10 protein-coding genes and 1 tRNA gene are annotated in these 17,234 nt (G+C 72.3%); all 11 read left to right on the top strand.

From position 1 onward, the window contains the following. Window positions 1-75: 75 nt before the first annotated feature. Complete coding sequence (locus tag AS594_RS16100) at window positions 76-657, top strand: small secreted protein (protein WP_069927691.1); 582 nt, start codon at window positions 76-78, stop codon at window positions 655-657. Window positions 658-752: 95 nt separating this feature from the next. Next, window positions 753-2,273: a DUF7059 domain-containing protein gene (locus AS594_RS16095; RefSeq protein WP_069927690.1), complete on the top strand. Its 1,521-nt coding sequence runs from the start codon at window positions 753-755 to the stop codon at window positions 2,271-2,273. A 306-nt stretch (window positions 2,274-2,579) separates the two neighbouring features. Continuing rightward, the gene (locus AS594_RS16090) at window positions 2,580-2,777 is read left to right on the top strand and encodes a hypothetical protein (RefSeq protein ID WP_069927689.1); all 198 of its coding nucleotides are present in this window, start codon (window positions 2,580-2,582) and stop codon (window positions 2,775-2,777) included. A gap of 212 nt (window positions 2,778-2,989) precedes the next feature. Continuing rightward, entirely contained in the window at window positions 2,990-5,887 is a 2,898-nt protein-coding gene (gene topA, locus AS594_RS16085; protein ID WP_069927688.1) for a type I DNA topoisomerase, read from the top strand. Window positions 5,888-6,086: 199 nt separating this feature from the next. After that, window positions 6,087-9,356 (top strand): dTMP kinase, encoded by a 3,270-nt coding sequence (gene tmk / locus AS594_RS16080; protein WP_069932788.1) that lies wholly within the window; start codon window positions 6,087-6,089, stop codon window positions 9,354-9,356. A 443-nt stretch (window positions 9,357-9,799) separates the two neighbouring features. After that, the gene (locus AS594_RS16075) at window positions 9,800-11,014 is read left to right on the top strand and encodes a DNA polymerase III subunit delta' (protein WP_069927686.1); all 1,215 of its coding nucleotides are present in this window, start codon (window positions 9,800-9,802) and stop codon (window positions 11,012-11,014) included. Between the two features lie 151 nt (window positions 11,015-11,165). Then, window positions 11,166-12,701: an alpha/beta hydrolase gene (locus AS594_RS16070; RefSeq protein ID WP_069927685.1), complete on the top strand. Its 1,536-nt coding sequence runs from the start codon at window positions 11,166-11,168 to the stop codon at window positions 12,699-12,701. A gap of 98 nt (window positions 12,702-12,799) precedes the next feature. Next, window positions 12,800-12,873 (top strand) — tRNA-Thr (locus AS594_RS16065). A 282-nt stretch (window positions 12,874-13,155) separates the two neighbouring features. Beyond that, a complete protein-coding gene (locus AS594_RS16060) occupies window positions 13,156-13,857 on the top strand; it encodes a Crp/Fnr family transcriptional regulator (RefSeq protein ID WP_069930547.1) in 702 nt (233 codons plus the stop codon). Between the two features lie 174 nt (window positions 13,858-14,031). After that, entirely contained in the window at window positions 14,032-14,856 is an 825-nt protein-coding gene (locus AS594_RS16055; RefSeq protein ID WP_069927684.1) for a hypothetical protein, read from the top strand. Beyond that, window positions 14,853-17,204 (top strand): hypothetical protein, encoded by a 2,352-nt coding sequence (locus tag AS594_RS16050; RefSeq protein ID WP_069927683.1) that lies wholly within the window; start codon window positions 14,853-14,855, stop codon window positions 17,202-17,204. The genes AS594_RS16055 and AS594_RS16050 overlap by 4 nt, the downstream gene beginning before the upstream one ends. The last annotated feature ends 30 nt before the right edge of the window (window positions 17,205-17,234 follow it).

Genomic DNA, 17,234 nt, shown 5'->3' with positions numbered 1-17,234 from the left:
GGACGTACGGCATGAGGATGTCGCCCACTTGGCGTGTATGTTCCGGGGCCGAGAGCCTTGGAAGGGACCAATCCGGTGAACAAGAAGTTTGCGGCCGCGCTGTCCGGCGGCGCTGTACTGGTTATGGCGCTGTCCGGGTGCAGCGACGACGAGAGCGACAACGAGGTCGACGACTGGGCGAAGACGGTCTGCGACCAGGTGCAGCCCCAGTTGAAGAAGATCTCGGACGCCAACGCCTCCATCCAGAAGCAGACCGCGGACAACAGCAAGCCCGCCGACGTCCAGCGGACCGACTCCCAGGCCTTCCAGCAGATCTCGGACGCCTACAAGGCGATGGGCACCGCCGTGGACAAGGCGGGCGCACCGCCGGTCGAGGACGGCGAGACGACCCAGAAGGAAGCCGTCAAGGAGCTGAACGACTCCTCGGCGGCCTACGCCGACCTGCGCAAGCAGGTCGACGGGCTCGACACCAGCGACCAGGCGAAGTTCGCGGACGGCCTCAAGGGCGTCGCGGACGAGCTGAGCAAGATCAGCAAGAGCGGTGACCAGGCGCTCCAGAAGCTCCAGTCCGGCGAGGTGGGCAAGGCGATGGCCAAGCAGCCCGGCTGCCAGAAGCCTGGTGCGAGCAACACCGCCTCGCCCGACGCGAAGGCGTAGGCAGAGCGCTCGTACGGCCCTGCCGCGCGGCCCGGTATCCCCCGGAGGGGCCGGGCCGCGCGGTTTTTGTCAGTGCGAGCGGTGACAATGGCCGGGTGAGTACGACCAGCCTTCCCGCGCCCGAAAGCTCCGCCCGCCTGCGCGACGCGCTCCTCGCCGCCGACTTCACCGCCGACGGGCTGCTGGAGTTGCTCGGCGCGCCCGCGTACGCCGCGCTCGCCCGCAGCGAGACCGTGCCCGCGCTGCGGGCCACGCGCGGCGACAGCCCGCTCGAAACACTCGTACGGCTCTTCCTGCTCCAGGAGACCGTCCCGTCCTCGGCCGCCGGGGCCGCCCTGCCCCTGGAGCAGTGCCTGGCCGACGGCTGGCTGGTGCGCGACACGGTGGCCGGCGAGGACAGCGCGGGCGGCGGCGTACGGGCGACCGTGGACGTGCGGCCGTACGGCGGCGAGGAGGGCCAGGACTGGTTCATCGTCTCCGACCTCGGCCGCGCGGTCGGCGGGGCCGGTGGCGCGGGCACCCGGGACGAGGGCGTCGTCCTCGGGGTCGGCGGCGCGTCCACCACGCTCGCCGGGATCACGGTTCGTACGCCGGTCTCCAGAGCCCTCGACCTCGGCACCGGCTCCGGCATCCAGGCGCTGCACGCGGCGCAGCACGCCGTGCACGTCACCGCCACCGACCTCAACCCGCGCGCCCTGCACTTCACCCGGCTGACGCTGGGTCTGTCCGGGGCGCCCGAGGCCGATCTGCGCGAGGGCTCGCTCTACGAGCCGGTGGGTGACGAGACGTTCGACCTGATCGTGTCCAACCCGCCCTTCGTCATCTCGCCGGGTGCGCGGCTGACGTACCGCGACGGCGGGATGGGCGGGGACGATCTGTGCCGCACGCTCGTTCAGGGAGCGGGGGAGCGGCTGAACGACGGGGGGTACGCGCAGTTCCTCGCCAACTGGCAGCACGTGGAGGGCGAGGAGTGGCAGGAGCGGCTGCGCTCCTGGGTGCCGCGCGGATGCGACGCGTGGATCGTGCAGCGCGAGGTGCAGGACGTCACGCAGTACGCCGAACTGTGGCTGCGCGACAGCGGCGACCACCGCACCGACCCCGCGGAGTACGCCGCGCGCTACGACGCCTGGCTGGACGAGTTCGAGGCGCACAAGACCAAGGGCGTCGGCTTCGGGTGGATCACGCTGCGCAAGTCCGGCGCCGAGAACCCCTCGATCACCGTCGAGGAGTGGCCGCACCCGGTCGAACAGCCTCTCGGTCCGGTCGTACGGGCCCACTTCGAGCGCCAGGACTATCTGCGCACACACGACGACGCGGCGCTCCTCGCCGGCCACTTCAAGCTGGCCGACGAGGTCGTGCAGGAGCAGATCGGGCTGCCGGGCGCGGAGGACCCGGAGTACGTGGTGCTCCGGCAGAACCGAGGGATGCGGCGAGCGACGAAGGTCGACACGGTCGGCGCCGGCTTCGCCGGGGTGTCCGACGGGTCTCTCAGTGCGGGACGCATCCTCGACGCCATCGCGCAGCTGCTCGGCGAGGACCCGGTGCTGTTGCGCGACCGTACGCCCGAGGCGATCCGGCTGCTGGTCGAGCAGGCGTTCCTGGAGCCGCTGGACTGAGCGGCCGGACGGAGCCGCCGGACCGACCACAGGGGAGCGAGCCGCAGGACGGAGCCGCTGGACCGACCGCATGGGAGCGCCGCCGGGCCCAGCCGCACAGCGAGCGAACCGCTGGACCTAGCCGCCGGGTCGAGCCGCACAGGGCCGACCCGCCGGTGCGCGGGCGGCTCGCCCGGGGCGCCCCTGGCCCCCACGCGCCGTTCACCGGCCGTTCGCGCCCAGGTCGCCGCACGGTGATCCGGGGCTGCCAGCCTCACCGTCCGGGGAGCCAGGTCGGCCGACCGCGGCGATGTGAGGGGTGCGGGGATGGAGAGCGGGCCGGGAATCTTCGCCGGGGCGGCGTTCACGATATTCGGGGCCGGGCTGCTGTGGTGGACAGGGGCGCGTGCTTTGCACCGCGCGCCGGTGGCGTACGGAACGAGCCCCGTGATCTCCTTCGCGCTGGCCACGGCATTCGGAGCTGCCTTCGTCGTTCTCGGAGTGTGGTGTTTCGGCCGGATCTGATCGGAAGAGATCCACACGGCATCTCCACGAGGTCTTCAGAGGGGTCCCGCAGAGGCGGTCGGGCGGTCCGGGCGGCAGGAATGCCGGGAGTCGGGTTACCGTTCGAGTGGCCGTTGCGGGCTTTTGCCGTTTGACACGGGGACGGGTTGTACCGTCACACTCCGCAGCGTCACGTACGGACCACTGAGTGTCGACCGGAGAGAAGAGCCAAGTTGTCCCCGACCAGCGAGACCGCACACGGCGGCCGCCGACTCGTCATCGTCGAGTCGCCCGCCAAGGCGAAGACGATCAAGGGCTACCTCGGCCCTGGTTATGTCGTCGAGGCGAGCGTCGGGCACATCCGCGACCTCCCGAACGGCGCCGCCGAGGTGCCCGACAAGTACACGGGCGAGGTGCGCCGCCTCGGCGTCGACGTACAGAACGACTTCCAGCCGATCTACGTCGTCAATGCCGACAAGAAGTCCCAGGTCAGGAAGTTGAAGGACCTCCTCGCGGAGTCCGACGAACTCTTCCTCGCCACCGATGAGGACCGCGAGGGCGAAGCCATCGCGTGGCACCTCCTGGAAGTCCTGAAGCCCAAGGTCCCGGTCCACCGGATGGTCTTCCACGAGATCACCAAGGACGCGATCCGCGAGGCCGTGTCCAACCCGCGCGACCTCAACAAGCCCATGGTCGACGCGCAGGAGACCCGCCGCATCCTCGACCGTCTCTACGGCTACGAGGTCTCGCCGGTCCTGTGGAAGAAGGTCATGCCCCGGCTGTCCGCCGGCCGTGTCCAGTCCGTCGCCACACGTCTCGTCGTCGCCCGGGAACGCGAGCGCATCGCTTTTCGTTCTGCTGAGTACTGGGACCTGACCGGTACGTTCTCCACGGGACGCACCGGTGACGCCTCCGACCCGTCCTCTCTGGTCGCCCGCCTGACGACGGTCGACGGCAGGCGTATCGCCCAGGGCCGCGACTTCAGCTCCGTGGGACAACTCAAGAGTGATGTCCTTCACCTCGACGAGGCCAACGCCCGCGCCCTGGCCGACGCCCTCGCCGACTCGCCGTTCGCCGTCCGCTCGGTCGAGTCGAAGCCGTACCGCCGCTCGCCGTACGCCCCGTTCCGTACGACGACCCTCCAGCAGGAGGCATCGCGCAAGCTGGGCTTCGGCGCGAAGTCCACGATGCAGGTCGCCCAGAAGCTGTACGAGAACGGCTTCATCACCTACATGCGTACGGACTCCACGACGCTGTCCGACACCGCGGTCCAGGCGGCCCGCGCCCAGGTGACGCAGCTGTACGGCGCCGACTACCTGCCGGACAAGCCCCGCACGTACGCCGGCAAGGTCAAGAACGCCCAGGAGGCGCACGAGGCGATCCGCCCCTCCGGCGACCGTTTCCGCACCCCCGCCGAGACGGGCCTGAGCGGCGACCAGTTCCGGCTGTACGAGCTGATCTGGAAGCGCACCGTCGCTTCCCAGATGAAGGACGCCGTCGGAAACAGCGTGACGGTGAAGATCGGCGGCCGGGCGAGCGACGGCCGCGACGCCGAGTTCTCCGCCTCCGGCAAGACGATCACCTTCCACGGCTTCATGAAGGCGTACGTCGAAGGCGCCGACGACCCGAACGCCGAGCTCGACGACCGCGAGCGCCGGCTGCCGCAGGTCGCCCAGGGCGACGCGCTCACCTCCGAGGAGATCTCGGTCGACGGGCACGCGACGAAGCCGCCGGCCCGCTACACCGAGGCGTCGCTGGTCAAGGAGCTCGAAGAGCGCGAGATCGGCCGACCGTCGACGTACGCGTCGATCATCGGCACGATCCTCGACCGCGGGTACGTCTTCAAGAAGGGCACGGCGCTCGTGCCGTCCTTCCTGAGCTTCGCCGTGGTCAACCTGCTGGAGAAGCACTTCGGCCGGCTCGTCGACTACGACTTCACCGCCAAGATGGAGGACGACCTCGACCGCATCGCGCGCGGCGAGGCGCAGGCCGTGCCGTGGCTGCGGCGCTTCTACTTCGGTGAGGGCGACGCCGACGCCGGTGTCGCACCGGGCGGCGCGGCGGACGCGGGCAACGGCGACGGCGACCACCTCGGCGGTCTCAAGGAGCTCGTCACCGACCTCGGTGCGATCGACGCCCGTGAGATCTCGTCGTTCCCGGTCGGCGACGGCATCGTGCTGCGGGTGGGCCGCTACGGCCCGTACATCGAGCGCGGCGAGAAGGACAGCGAGAACCATCAGCGCGCCGACGTGCCGGACGACATGGCGCCGGACGAGCTGACCGTCGAGTACGCCGAGGAGCTGCTGGCCAAGCCGAGCGGCGACTTCGAGCTGGGCGCCGACCCGGAGACGGGCCGCCAGATCGTGGCGAAGGACGGCCGGTACGGCCCGTACGTCACGGAGATCCTTCCCGAGGGCACTCCGAAGACCGGCAAGAACGCGGTCAAGCCGCGCACGGCCTCGCTCTTCAAGTCCATGTCACTGGACACGGTGACGCTGGCGGACGCGCTGAAGCTGATGTCGCTGCCGCGCGTCGTGGGTACGGACGCCGAGGGCGTCGAGATCACCGCGCAGAACGGCCGGTACGGCCCGTACCTCAAGAAGGGCACGGACTCGCGCTCGCTGGAGACCGAGGACCAACTCTTCTCGATCACGCTCGAAGAGGCGCTGGCGATCTACGCCCAGCCCAAGCAGCGGGGCCGGGCGGCCGCCAAGCCGCCGCTCAAGGAGCTGGGTACCGACCCGGTCAGCGAGCGTCCGGTGGTCGTGAAGGACGGGCGCTTCGGCCCGTACGTCACGGACGGCGAGACGAACGCGACGCTGCGGACCGACGACAGCGTGGAGGACATCACCCCGGAGCGGGGTTATGAGCTCCTCGCGGAGAAGCGCGCCAAGGGCCCGGCGAAGAAGAAGACCGCCAAGAAGGCTCCGGCCAAGAAGGCCCCGGCGAAGAAGACGGCCGCCAAGAAGACGACGACGGCCAAGACCGCCGCGGCGAAGAAGACGGCTGCCAAGAAGACGGCCACGGCGAAGACGACCACCGCCGCGGCCCCGAAGAAGACCGCCGCGAAGAAGGCTCCGGCCAAGAAGGCGACGGCCTCCAACGCGTCGGCGTCGGCTTCCGAGGAGTAGGCACAGCGAGCGGTCACGGCTAGTGGTGACCGCTAGTGGTCACGGCTCGTGGTCACCACGAGTGGTCACAGAAGGTTCACAGCCCCGGCGCCCTTTCGGTGCCGGGGCTGTTCCCGTGTGAGGGGTCGGAGGGCCTGTGAGCAGACGTTTGTTCGGGCGGGGCCTCCAGGGACCGGCGGGGTCCGGATAGGCTGGGCGGATGACGCGAGCCGAGCAGCCAACGGTCGTGAGCCCCACCTCCGACGCACTAGCCGCAGACTCACGCGAGCGAGCCGTACGAGCCCTGCTGCGCATTCCCCCGCTCAAGCGGTTGTGGAGCGCACAGCTCGTCGGCAATACCGGCGACGCCCTCGCCCTTCTCGTGTTGCTGTTGCTGTCGCTTCAGGTGGCGATCTCGGAAGGGTCGTTCGGCGGTGGTTATCGCGGTGCGGCCTTCGCGGTCGCCGCCGTCCTCGGGGCTCGGATCCTTGCCACCTTCATCTTCGGAGCCCTGCTCCTGGGACCGGTTTCCACACTGACCGGGCCATCGGGGCCCCTCGACCGCCGCTGGACAATGATCGGCGCCGACGGGCTGAGGCTGGCCCTCCTCGTCGTCGCACCGCTGTGGATCGACTGGATTCCGGACAAGGCCCAGGCCGTACTCCTGATCACCGTCTTCGTCGCGGGTGTCGCCGAGCGCTTCTGGACGGTCGCCAAGGAGGGCGCCGCCCCCGCGCTGCTGCCCGCGCCGCCCCCGGAGGGCGCCACCGTCCGGCCGCTGCCCGACCACCTGGACGCGCTGCGCCGGCTTTCGCTGCGTACGAGCTTCGTCGCCCTGCCCGCGGCTGCCGCCGTGCTGCTGGGAGCGACACTGGTCGGCAATCTGCTCGGCTCCGGCATCGACTGGTTCTCGCAGCATCAGGCGGCCCTCGGGTCGTACGTAGCCGCCGGTCTCTTCGCCGCCTCCGTGTCCACCCTGTACTTCCTGGAGCTGCCCGGCAGCCAGACGCCCCGCGCGCGCTCCCCGCTGGAGGGCCTGCGCCGTCCGAAGACGGGTTCGGGCGTCGACAAGGGACGTACGGGCGCGATCCGGCTGCTCGTCGTGGCCTGCGCCTCGGTCGCCGGTGCGATCGCCGCCGCGGCGGCCGTCGCCGTCCTGCACGCGAAGGACCTCGGCGGCGGCCCCGTCACCTTCGCGCTGCTGTTCCTCACCCTGACGGGCGGAACGGTGATCGGCATCCGCGGCGCGCAGAAGGTGCTGCCCACGCTGTCGCGGCGGCGCCTGCTGTCGCTCGCGATCGCCGTCACCGGCGTCGCGCTGCTTGCCATGGGCCTGGTGCCCGACACGGCGACCGTCATCATGATCACTCTCCTCGCCGGTATCTCGGCGGGGGTCGCCGCCAACACCGGGCACACGCTGCTCGACCAGGAGACCGAGGACTACCGGCGGGCGCGCACCACGGAGCACCTCCACGCCGTCGTACGGGTCTACCTGGCCCTCGGCGCGGTCGTGGCCCCGGTGCTCGCCGCGGCGATCGGGCCGCACCGCCTGGCCAACGGCAGCTTCGTGTTCGCCCACGGCGGCGCGGCCTTCACGCTGATGCTGGTCGGCGCGCTGCTGCTGCCGCTGGCCGCGCTCGTACTCGCCAAGGCGGACGACCGCCAGGGCGTCCCGCTGCGCCGCGACCTGCGCGAGGCGCTGCGGGGCGGTGAGCCCGACCAGGCGCCCGCCGCGACCGGCTTCTTCATCGCGATGGAGGGCGGCGACGGCGCGGGCAAGTCGACCCAGGTCGAAGCGCTCGCCGAGTGGATCCGCAACAAGGGCCACGAGGTCGTCGTCACCCGCGAGCCGGGCGCCACACCGATCGGCAAGCGGCTGCGTTCGATCCTGCTGGACGTGTCGAGCGCGGGGCTGTCGAACCGAGCCGAGGCGCTGCTGTACGCCGCCGACCGCGCTGAGCACGTCGACTCCGTCGTACGTCCGGCGCTGGAACGCGGCGCTGTCGTCATCACCGACCGGTACGTCGACTCGTCCGTGGCCTACCAGGGCGCCGGGCGCGACCTCTCGCCGACGGAGATCGCCCGCATCTCGCGCTGGGCGACGGACGGGCTCGTACCGCATTTGACGGTTCTGCTCGACGTCTCGCCGGAGACCGCGCGCGAGCGGTTCACGGAGGCGCCGGACCGGCTGGAGTCCGAGCCGCCGGAGTTCCACGCGCGCGTGCGGCACGGCTTCCTGACGCTGGCGGCCGCCGATCCCGGGCGCTACCTGGTGGTGGACGCCGGTCAGGACCCGGAATCGGTCACCACGGTCGTACGCCACCGGCTGGACCGGATGCTGCCCCTCTCCGACGCCGAGATCAAGGCGCGGGAGGAGGCGCGGAAGGCCGCCGAGGAGGAGGCGCGGCGCAAGGCCGAGGAGGAGGCCGCGCGCAAGGCCGAGGAGGAGCGGCTGGAACGCGAGCGGCAGGAACAGCTCGCGAAGCTCCGCGCCGAGGAGGAGGAGCGCAAGCGCCGCGAGATCGAGGAGGCGCGGCAGCGCGAGGCCGAACGGCAGGCGGAGGAGGCTCGTCGCCGGGCCGAGGAGGCGCGCCGACTCGCGGAGGAGGAGCGGCAGCGCCGCGAGGCCGAGGAGAAGGCCCGGGCCGCCGAGCAGGAACGGCTGCGCAGGCAGGCCGCCGAGGAGGCCCGGCTGCGGGCGGAGGCGGAGGAACGCCGCCGCGAGAAGCAGCGCAGGGCCGAGGAGGCGCTGCTGCGGGCGGAGGAGGCGCGCAGGCTCGCGGAGTCGGCGGCGGCCGCATCGGCGGCGGCTTCGGCGGCCGCGGCTGCGGCGGAGCCCGAGCCGGCCCCGGACCGGGCCCCGGCCTCCGACGCCGATCTCACTGTGCCCACGCCGGTCGTGCGTCCGGACGAGGTGACGCAGACGGTGGAGAGGCCGCGTATCGACATGCGCAAGGAGGAGCCGCCGGCTCCGGAACGTCCCGCGGACGAGACGACGGTGATGCCGCGGGTGCGGGACGCGGGGACGGGGGCCGCGGCGGGCGACGACACGACCGTGCTGCGGCCGGTGCGGGACGCCGAGCGGGACGTGGCTCCTGCGGAGGAGACGGCTGTGCTGCGGCCGGTACGGGACGCCGAGCGGGGCGTGGCTCCTGCGGAGGAGACGGCTGTGCTGCCGCCCGTACGGGACGAGCCGTCGGACCGGGTGCCGCCGGGCTTCTTCCGGGACGAGCGGACCGAGTCGGGTGACGCGGGTCAGGCGGGCGACGGCGGCAACGACCGTACGCGCGAGCTGCCGTGGCTGGACCCGGAAGCCGCGCACTCCACCTCGGGCCAGAACGCGCGAGCGGCACGCCGGCGGTCCGACTGGGCGGAGGAGACACCGCTCGACGATCTCCCGTCGCTGGCGGACGAGCTGCTGGGCGGCCGCGACGCGGACGACACCAACGGCGAGGCCGACGGCAGGCGGGGCCGGGGCGGACGCCGGTAGGCAAAGACGGTGCCTGGGGAGGGCCGGGGCCGGAGCGAACGCTCCGGCCCCGGCCCGGCTCGGTACCGGCCGCAGCGCGGCGGGCGGTGACGGGGCGGCATGGCCCCGGCTCGCCACCACCTGGGCGGCGCGGGGCACGGGAGTGCGGCCGGGCCGCTCGGCCCGGAGGGGCTTGTTCCCCCACCCGACGGGCTGATGGACCTGGGGAGGCACCCCGGCCCCGACCGGCACCTCAGGTCACCCGGTTCACCGGGCGGCTGTGGGCCACGGGTCGGGAATGTCAGTGGGGTCGACCACAATGGGGACGGTCGGGAGCCAAGGGTTCAAGAACACAAGCAGCGCAAGCAGCACAAGCAATACAAGCAACGCAAGCAGCACAAGCAACATGCGACGTGGGAACGCAGACCTACGCAGCGCAAGCGCACGGTGAAGGCGGTAGCACCATGGCCGTATGGGACGACCTGGTCGGGCAGGGGCGGGTTCAGGCACAGCTGGCCGCCGCCGCCCGGGACGCCGACGCGCTCGTGACCGCGGTCGCGGACCGGTCCGGGGCCACGCTCGCCCCCGCCGCCTCCAAGATGACCCACGCCTGGCTCTTCACCGGGCCGCCGGGGTCCGGAAGGTCCACCGCCGCCCGGGCGTTCGCCGCCGCGTTGCAGTGCGTCAGCCCGGACCGGGCCCTCGGCGGAGCTCCCGGCTGCGGGTTCTGTGACGGTTGTCATACGAGTCTGGTCGGCACGCACGCCGATGTGGAGATCGTCCGTACCGACCAGCTCTCCATCGGCGTCAAGGACACCCGCGAGCTCGTCCGGCGGGCCCAGCTCTCCCCGGCGGGCGGGCGCTGGCAGGTCATCGTCCTGGAGGACGCCGACCGCCTCACCGAAGGCGCGGGCAACGTACTGCTGAAGGCCATCGAGGAGCCCGCTCCCCGCACGGTCTGGCTGCTGTGCGCGCCGTCGCTGGAGGACGTGCTCCCGACCATCCGTTCGCGCTGCCGCCACCTCACCCTCAGCACCCCTTCCGTCGAGGCCGTCGCCGACGTGCTCGTACGGCGCGACGGAATCGACCCCGCGACCGCGGCGACCGCCGCCCGCGCCACGCAGGGCCACATCGGCCGGGCCCGCCGGCTCGCCACCGACGAGCGTGCGCGGGCTCGCCGCGCCGTCGTCCTCAAGCTGCCGCTGCGCGTGGCGGACATCGGTGGCTGCCTCAAGGCGGCCCAGGAGCTGGTCGACGCGGCCGGCGAGGACGCCAAGCAGGTCGCCGAGGAGATCGACGTCAAGGAGACGGACGACCTGAAGGCGGCCCTCGGGGCGGCGTCCGGCGGCCGGATGCCGCGCGGCACGGCGGGCGCGATGAAGGAGCTGGCCGACCGCCAGAAGCGCCGCTCGACCCGTACCCAGCGCGACAGCCTCGACCTCGCGCTCACCGACCTCACCGGCTTCTACCGCGACGTACTCGCTCTCCAGCTCGGCTCCCGGGTCGCCCTGGCCAACGAGGACGTACGGGACTCCCTCGACCGCATCGCGCAGAGTTCGACGCCCGAGTGCACCCTGCGCCGGATAGAGGCGATCATCGCCTGCCGGCAGGCCCTGGACCGCAATGTCGCACCGCTGCTCGCGGTGGAGGCCATGACGGTGGCCCTGCGCGCCGGCTGAACGGGCCGTTCAGCAGCCGGGCCGGTCGTCCGCCGGCGAGCGCCGGTCCGCCGGTTCACCCGAGGGGCCGGTCCTCGGTGTCACGGTTGACCGGATCACTCGTACGAGCCGGTCTCCGCACGATCCGTCATCGCCGCACTACGCTCCGGGCATGGACACCAGGCACCTGATCCGGATCTCCGCCACCGCCCTCGCGACAGCCGGGCTGCTCATCTCCGGCTGCTCGTCGGGAGGTACGTCGCCAAGTGCCTCGGCGTCCGCGGCGCAGCCGGCGGTCCCGGCCGCCCTCAAGACGTACTACGCGCAGAAGCTCAGCTGGCGCGAGTGCGGTGCCCCCGGCTTCCAGTGCGCCACGATGAAGGCCCCGCTCGACTACAAGAAGCCGGAGAGGGCCGACATCAAGCTGGCCGTTTCGCGGATGAAGGCCACCGGCCCCGGTAAGCGTCTCGGTTCCCTGCTGGTCAATCCGGGCGGTCCGGGCGGCTCCGCGGTCGGATACCTCCAGGCGTACGCCGCGATCGGGTACCCGGCGCCGGTCCGCGCGCGCTACGACATGGTGGCGGTCGACCCGCGCGGGGTGTCCCGCAGCGAGCCCGTGCAGTGCCTGACGGGCAAGGAGATGGACGCGTACACGCAGGTCGACCAGACCCCCGACGACCGGGGCGAGACCGGAAAGCTGGTCACCGCGTTCAAGGGCTTCGCGGCCGGCTGCGAGAAGCGCTCGGCCGCGATCCTGCCGCACGTCTCGACGGTCGAGGCGGCCCGCGACATGGACATCCTGCGGGCGGTGCTGGGCGACAGGAAGCTGAGCTACGTCGGGGCCTCGTACGGCACGTTCCTGGGGGCGACGTACGCCGAACTCTTCCCCGGCCGCTCCGGCCGTCTCGTGCTCGACGGCGCGATGGACCCGTCCCTGCCGTCCCGCGAGATGAGCCGCGACCAGACGGCCGGCTTCGAAACCGCCTTCCAGGCGTTCGCCGCGGACTGCGTCAAGCGCAAGGACTGCCCGCTGGGCACCGGTACGCCGAACCAGGCGGGCAAGCGTCTCAAGGCATTCTTCGACCAGCTCGACGCCAAGCCCGTCCGCACCGGCCAGAGCCGCCGCCTCGGCGAGTCCCTCGCGACCACCGGCGTGATCGCGGCGATGTACGACGAGTCCGCCTGGACGGAGCTGCGCGGCGGCCTCACCCGCGCGATGGGCGGCGACGGCGCGGCCCTGCTGGCGCTGGCCGACACGTACTACGAGCGCTCCGACGACGGCAGTTACCAGAACCTGATGTACGCGAACGCCGCCGTGAACTGCCTGGACCTCCCCCCGGCCTTCACCGGCCCCGACGACGTCCGCACACAGCTCCCGGACTTCGAGAAGGCGTCCCCGGTCTTCGGCGAGGGCCTCGCCTGGGCCTCGCTGAACTGCGGCTACTGGCCGACGAAGGCCACCGGCGCCCCGCACCGCATCGAGGCGAAGGGCGCCGCGCCCATCGTCGTGGTCGGCACCACCCGCGACCCGGCGACCCCGTACAAGTGGGCCCTGTCCCTGGCCGGCCAGCTGGACTCCGGCACGCTACTGACGTACGACGGCGACGGCCACACCGCGTACGGCCGCGGCAGCGACTGCATCGACACGGCGATCAACACCTACCTCCTGGAGGGCACGCCTCCGAAGCCCGGCAAGAAGTGCACCTGACCTGCGCGAACGCCCGTTCCGAAGGGCTGTGCGGAGCACCCCTCGAAACTGTGTAGACTTGTGCCCGCTGCTGATCGCACCATGGTGTCGGCAGCGGCGCCGCCTTAGCTCAGTTGGCCAGAGCAACGCACTCGTAATGCGTAGGTCTCGGGTTCGAATCCCGAAGGCGGCTCTGTAGAAGCCTCAGGCCTCACTCGCCGTGACCTGGGGCTTTTGCTATTCCCGGGAGCGGCTGTCCGCGCGTGATGTCTGGAAACAGCCCCCGCGGCCGTCTGCTTGCGCCAGAATCGGCGGGGCTCGACGAACCCATGGGTCCCGGACGCTCCGAGGACGCCTTCCGCCGGACGCCCAGGGCCGGCGGGCGGGGGTGGGGGCGCGCTGTGCGGTTGCCGGTCGGGGGGAAGGAACTGCTGTGGAAAGCGCTGCCGAGAGCGCGGCACAAGGGGACCCGCAGGTGCCCGGCGGGGCCGCCGGGCCGGTTCTGGTGGACGACCGCGTCCCCTACCTCGCCCGGCTGGCCGAGGAAAGCCGGAAGGCGCTGCTGGCAGCGGGCACGGAGCTGCGCTATCCGGCGCGCGCCGTCGTACTCCGCAAGGGAGAGCCCTCCACCCACGTCCTGCTGGTTCTCGACGGCTGGCTGAAGGTGACCGACGGCTCCCAGAACGGTCATGAGGCCCTGCTCGCGCTGCGTGGGCCGGGAGACATCGTGGGCGAGAGCGCGGCGCTCCACGGTACGTCTCGTTCCGCGTCCCTGACGGCGCTGGAGCCGGTCAGGGCGGTGGTCGTCGCGGCGGAGCGCTTCACGGCCTTCCTCGATGCCCAGCCGGTGGCGGCGCGCAAGCTCATGGCCCTGATCACCGACCGGATGCGCGCCGGTGACCGCAAACGTCTCGAACTCGGCGCGTGCGGAGTGAAGGAGCGGCTGGCCCGGCTGCTGCTGGAGCTGGCCGAGTGGCACGGCGAGCGGGTGCCGGAGGGAATTCTCGTACGGGTGCCGCTGACCCAGCAGGAGTTGGCCGGATCGGTCGGCGCGTCGCGGGAGGCGGTCACGCGCCTCCTGAGCGAACTGCGGGAGCGGGGGGTCGTGACGACACGGCGGCGGTCCCTCGTCGTGGTGCGGCCGGAGGTTCTGCGGCGCATCGGCGGTTCTGCGTAATCCGTCACTTTCCGCGTGTGGCAACGGTCCTCCCCGAGCGAGCCGCGCCGGTGAACCCTGAGTGACAGACCCGCCGGCGCGGTGCACGAACCGCACGGCAGGTGGCCGGCCCCGAGCCCGGCAGCCCCTGACGCCGACCGCACGGCCGGCCCGGCGCACACCCGAGGAGAAGCGATGGCGGAACCGACCAACAAGACCATTCTGCTCATGGACATCGAGGGGTCGGGAGGCCGGCTCGACAACGAACAGGCCGTCATCCGCCGCATGTTGTACGCCGTCCTGCGCGAGACCCTTTCGGCGGCCTCCGTCGAACCGACCGAATATCGCAGTGAGGACAGGGGCGACGGCGTCTTCGTCCTCATCGAACCCTCGGTGCCCAAGCCGGCCCTCGTCCGCGCCCTGCTGACGACGACCCCGATGCGCCTGGTCAGCAACAACCGGCTGGCCGCCGCGGGCACCCAGGTCAGGCTCCGGCTCGTGGTCCACACCGGCGAGGTGGCGCTGGACGAGTTCGGGGCGGTGGGTGCCGATCTCGTGCACGCCTTCCGGCTGCTGGACGCACCGGAACTGCGGGACGCCCTGCGGGCGACGCCCGAGCCGAGCGTTCTGTGCGTGTCGGATGCCGTCTACCAGGGCGTGGTGCGTCACGCCCACCACGGGATCAGGCCCGAGTACTTCCATCCGCTCGCCGTCGGCAGCAAGGAAGGCGCCGTCCTGACCGGCTGGTACCACGCCACCGTCGTGCGCGACGACGGACGTTCCGGGGAGCCTGCTTCGGCTCCGGCCGCCGCGCCGTCGCCCGCCGCGGCCGCGCCGTCGGCTCCTGAGCGGGGTGACGCCACGGAGGCGGGCCCCGGCCCGGTCCTGCACACGAGGACCGGCAACTTCTTCTTCGGGTCGGCGCGGATCCAGGGGGACGCCGTCGCGGGCGACAAGTACGCCGGCGACGGTCCCGCCGGGCGGAGCGGACACCGTTCTTCGGAAGGGGCGGAACGTTGAGCGACGCGAGGGACGAGCGGCAGCGCGACCGGGACAAGGACAACCACAACGACGAGGCGCGCCTCGGTGAGGGCAGGAACAGGGGCGGCGGGGACAAGGACAAGGACAAGGACCACGACGAGGGCAGGGGCATGGACCCCGGGCGGGGTGGCGACGACCCGAAACAGGCGGCCCCCTCTCCACAGGACGAGCCCGCGCCGGAAGCCTGGGAGGCGGTCGAGCAGCTTTTCGCCCTCGCACCCCACTTACGGGCCGGCCGCGCCAACGTCATGGGCGACACCCGGGTGTCCGGCGACGTCGTCGCCGGGGACAAGCACATGCACCTGCACGGCGTCGACGGACCCGCCCGGCTGCGCCCGGTCGGTCCCGTACCCGCCGCGGACCTGGAGCGCGTCGCGCTGACCTTTGCGCCGAACCGGCGCTACGACGAACTCTGCGCCGACCTCGCCGACCAGCGCGTCCTCGTCCTGCGGGGCCGCCGGGGCACGGGCCGCAGGACCGCCGCGCTGCGGATGATGACGCAGGTCGCCAAGGACGCCGACGTGATCGCGCTGGATCCCGGTACGGAACCTGCCGAGTTCGCCGACCATGTCAGGCCGGGCAGGGCGCACTTCGTGATGGATCCGCTCACCAGTGAGGACGGTCCGCTGCGGGACGTCCACCTGCACGCCGTCCGCCGGCGCCTCGCGGACTCGAACGGGCTCTTCGTCGTCGTGGCGTCCCCCGGAACCGTCCTGGACGGCCCCGTCGCGTACGACTGGGAACCGCCCGGGCCGGCCGACGTCGTCCACGCACACCTGGCCCATCTGATGCGCCCGGCGGACTCGCCGGACTCGTCCGGTCCGGCCGACCCCGCAGGGATACGGCGGCTGCTGGAACTGGACGAAACCGTCCGGTACTTGAGCGCGAGCCCGATGCCGCAGGAAGCCGCCGGTTTCGCCCGGCTGCTCGCGGCGTACGCCGAGGGCCGGTGCGGAGCCGAGGAGCTCTCCGGGTACGGTCGCACGTCCGCCGAGGCCGTGGTCGACGCCTGGTTCGGCGGTGGCGCGGTCGAGCTGCGGGACAAGGCGTTCCTGATCTCGCTGGCGGCATTCGACGGTTCGCCCTATCCGCTGGTCGCGGACCTCGGTGACCGCCTCTACGGACATCTGCGGGCCGCCGAGGAGCCGGACCGTCCGGCGGGCTGCTCCGCCTTCGGCACATCCCGGTCGGAGCGCCTCGCCCTGGCCCGGGCGCGGGAGTTCGAGGACGAGACCGTCACACCGTGGGGTGTGGTGGCCGAGCGGGTCGTCGCCTTCGAGAACAGCCACATCTGGAGCGCTGTGCTGCGCCACGTCTGGACCAGCCACCCCGCTGCCAGGGGCCCGGTGCTGGAGTGGCTGGACGCGCTCGTGGCGGACCAGCGGGCGCTGGTCCGGCTGCGGGGGGCGGTGACGGCCGGAGTGCTGGCGGGAAGCGATTTCGGGTACGCCTTCGACCGCTTCCTCGGCCGCTGGGCTTCCTCGCCCGCGCTGATGGAACGGCAGCTCGCCGCCTGGGCGCTCTACACCGCGGCGGAACACGGTATGGACACCGTGGTCAGGCGGCTGCTGAGCAACTGGAGCGGGCACAGCGACCAGGGGCGCCGGTGGACAGTAGCGCGTACGTACGCCCTGCTCGGCGGTCCCACCGCGGCCACGGCGCTGCGCGACATCGGGCGGATGGCGACGTCCGCGACGGTGCCCGACGCCGCGCTCGGCGCGGCGCTGGAGCAGACCCTGGAGGCCCTGCTCCAGGGCCCGGCGGCCACCACCGTCCTGGAGCGGCTGGGGCAGTGGCAGGACCCCCGCGGTCCATTGCGGGAGCTGGCCGTCAAGGGGTTCCTGCGCGGCACGGCGCGGCGGCGCGCCGAGCCCGGCGCCGGTACGGCCTGGCCCCGTCTCCTGTGGCTGGCGGACCGGGACCCTCTCGCGCGGCGGTACGTGGTCGTGCTGTGGCGGGAGCTGTTCGGGGACCGCACCGTACGCGACGAGGCCCGGCGTGCGTTCGCACGCTGGGTGCGGGCCGCCGAGACGGCGTCCAGCCGGGCAGCCGCCCACGGGGCGGCGTTCCCCGGTGCGCGGGCCGCCGGGCACGGGCCGGTGTTCGGCGCCGCCGGCCCCGAAGGGGTGTCGGACGTCGAGGAGGCGCTGAGCAGGCTGCTGCCCGAGCTGGTCGTGACCGCCAACGACCGGGACCGGATGGACTACCTGCTGCGGCGGCTCTGCGACGACGGCGGACAGCCCGGCCCGGCGGCCGGACGGCTGCGGGACGCCCTGCACGGCGGCGCCCCCCGCAGCGGGCCTCCGTCACCGCGCGCGGCCTTCTGAAGCCCTGGACCACGAACCGGCCGGTGCGGC

The organism is Streptomyces agglomeratus (assembly GCF_001746415.1).
Classification (GTDB): domain Bacteria; phylum Actinomycetota; class Actinomycetes; order Streptomycetales; family Streptomycetaceae; genus Streptomyces; species Streptomyces agglomeratus.
This window is presented reverse-complemented; position numbering and strand designations above follow the sequence as displayed.

What these genes read in the sequence shown, in the direction of transcription:
- AS594_RS16070 (WP_069927685.1), top strand. Translation starts at nt 11,166, where the DNA reads ATGGACACCAGGCACCTGATCCGGATCTCCGCCACCGCCCTCGCGACA.
- AS594_RS16090 (WP_069927689.1), top strand. Translation starts at nt 2,580, where the DNA reads ATGGAGAGCGGGCCGGGAATCTTCGCCGGGGCGGCGTTCACGATATTC.
- AS594_RS16075 (WP_069927686.1), top strand. Translation starts at nt 9,800, where the DNA reads ATGGCCGTATGGGACGACCTGGTCGGGCAGGGGCGGGTTCAGGCACAG.
- AS594_RS16055 (WP_069927684.1), top strand. Translation starts at nt 14,032, where the DNA reads ATGGCGGAACCGACCAACAAGACCATTCTGCTCATGGACATCGAGGGG.
- tmk (WP_069932788.1), top strand. Translation starts at nt 6,087, where the DNA reads ATGACGCGAGCCGAGCAGCCAACGGTCGTGAGCCCCACCTCCGACGCA.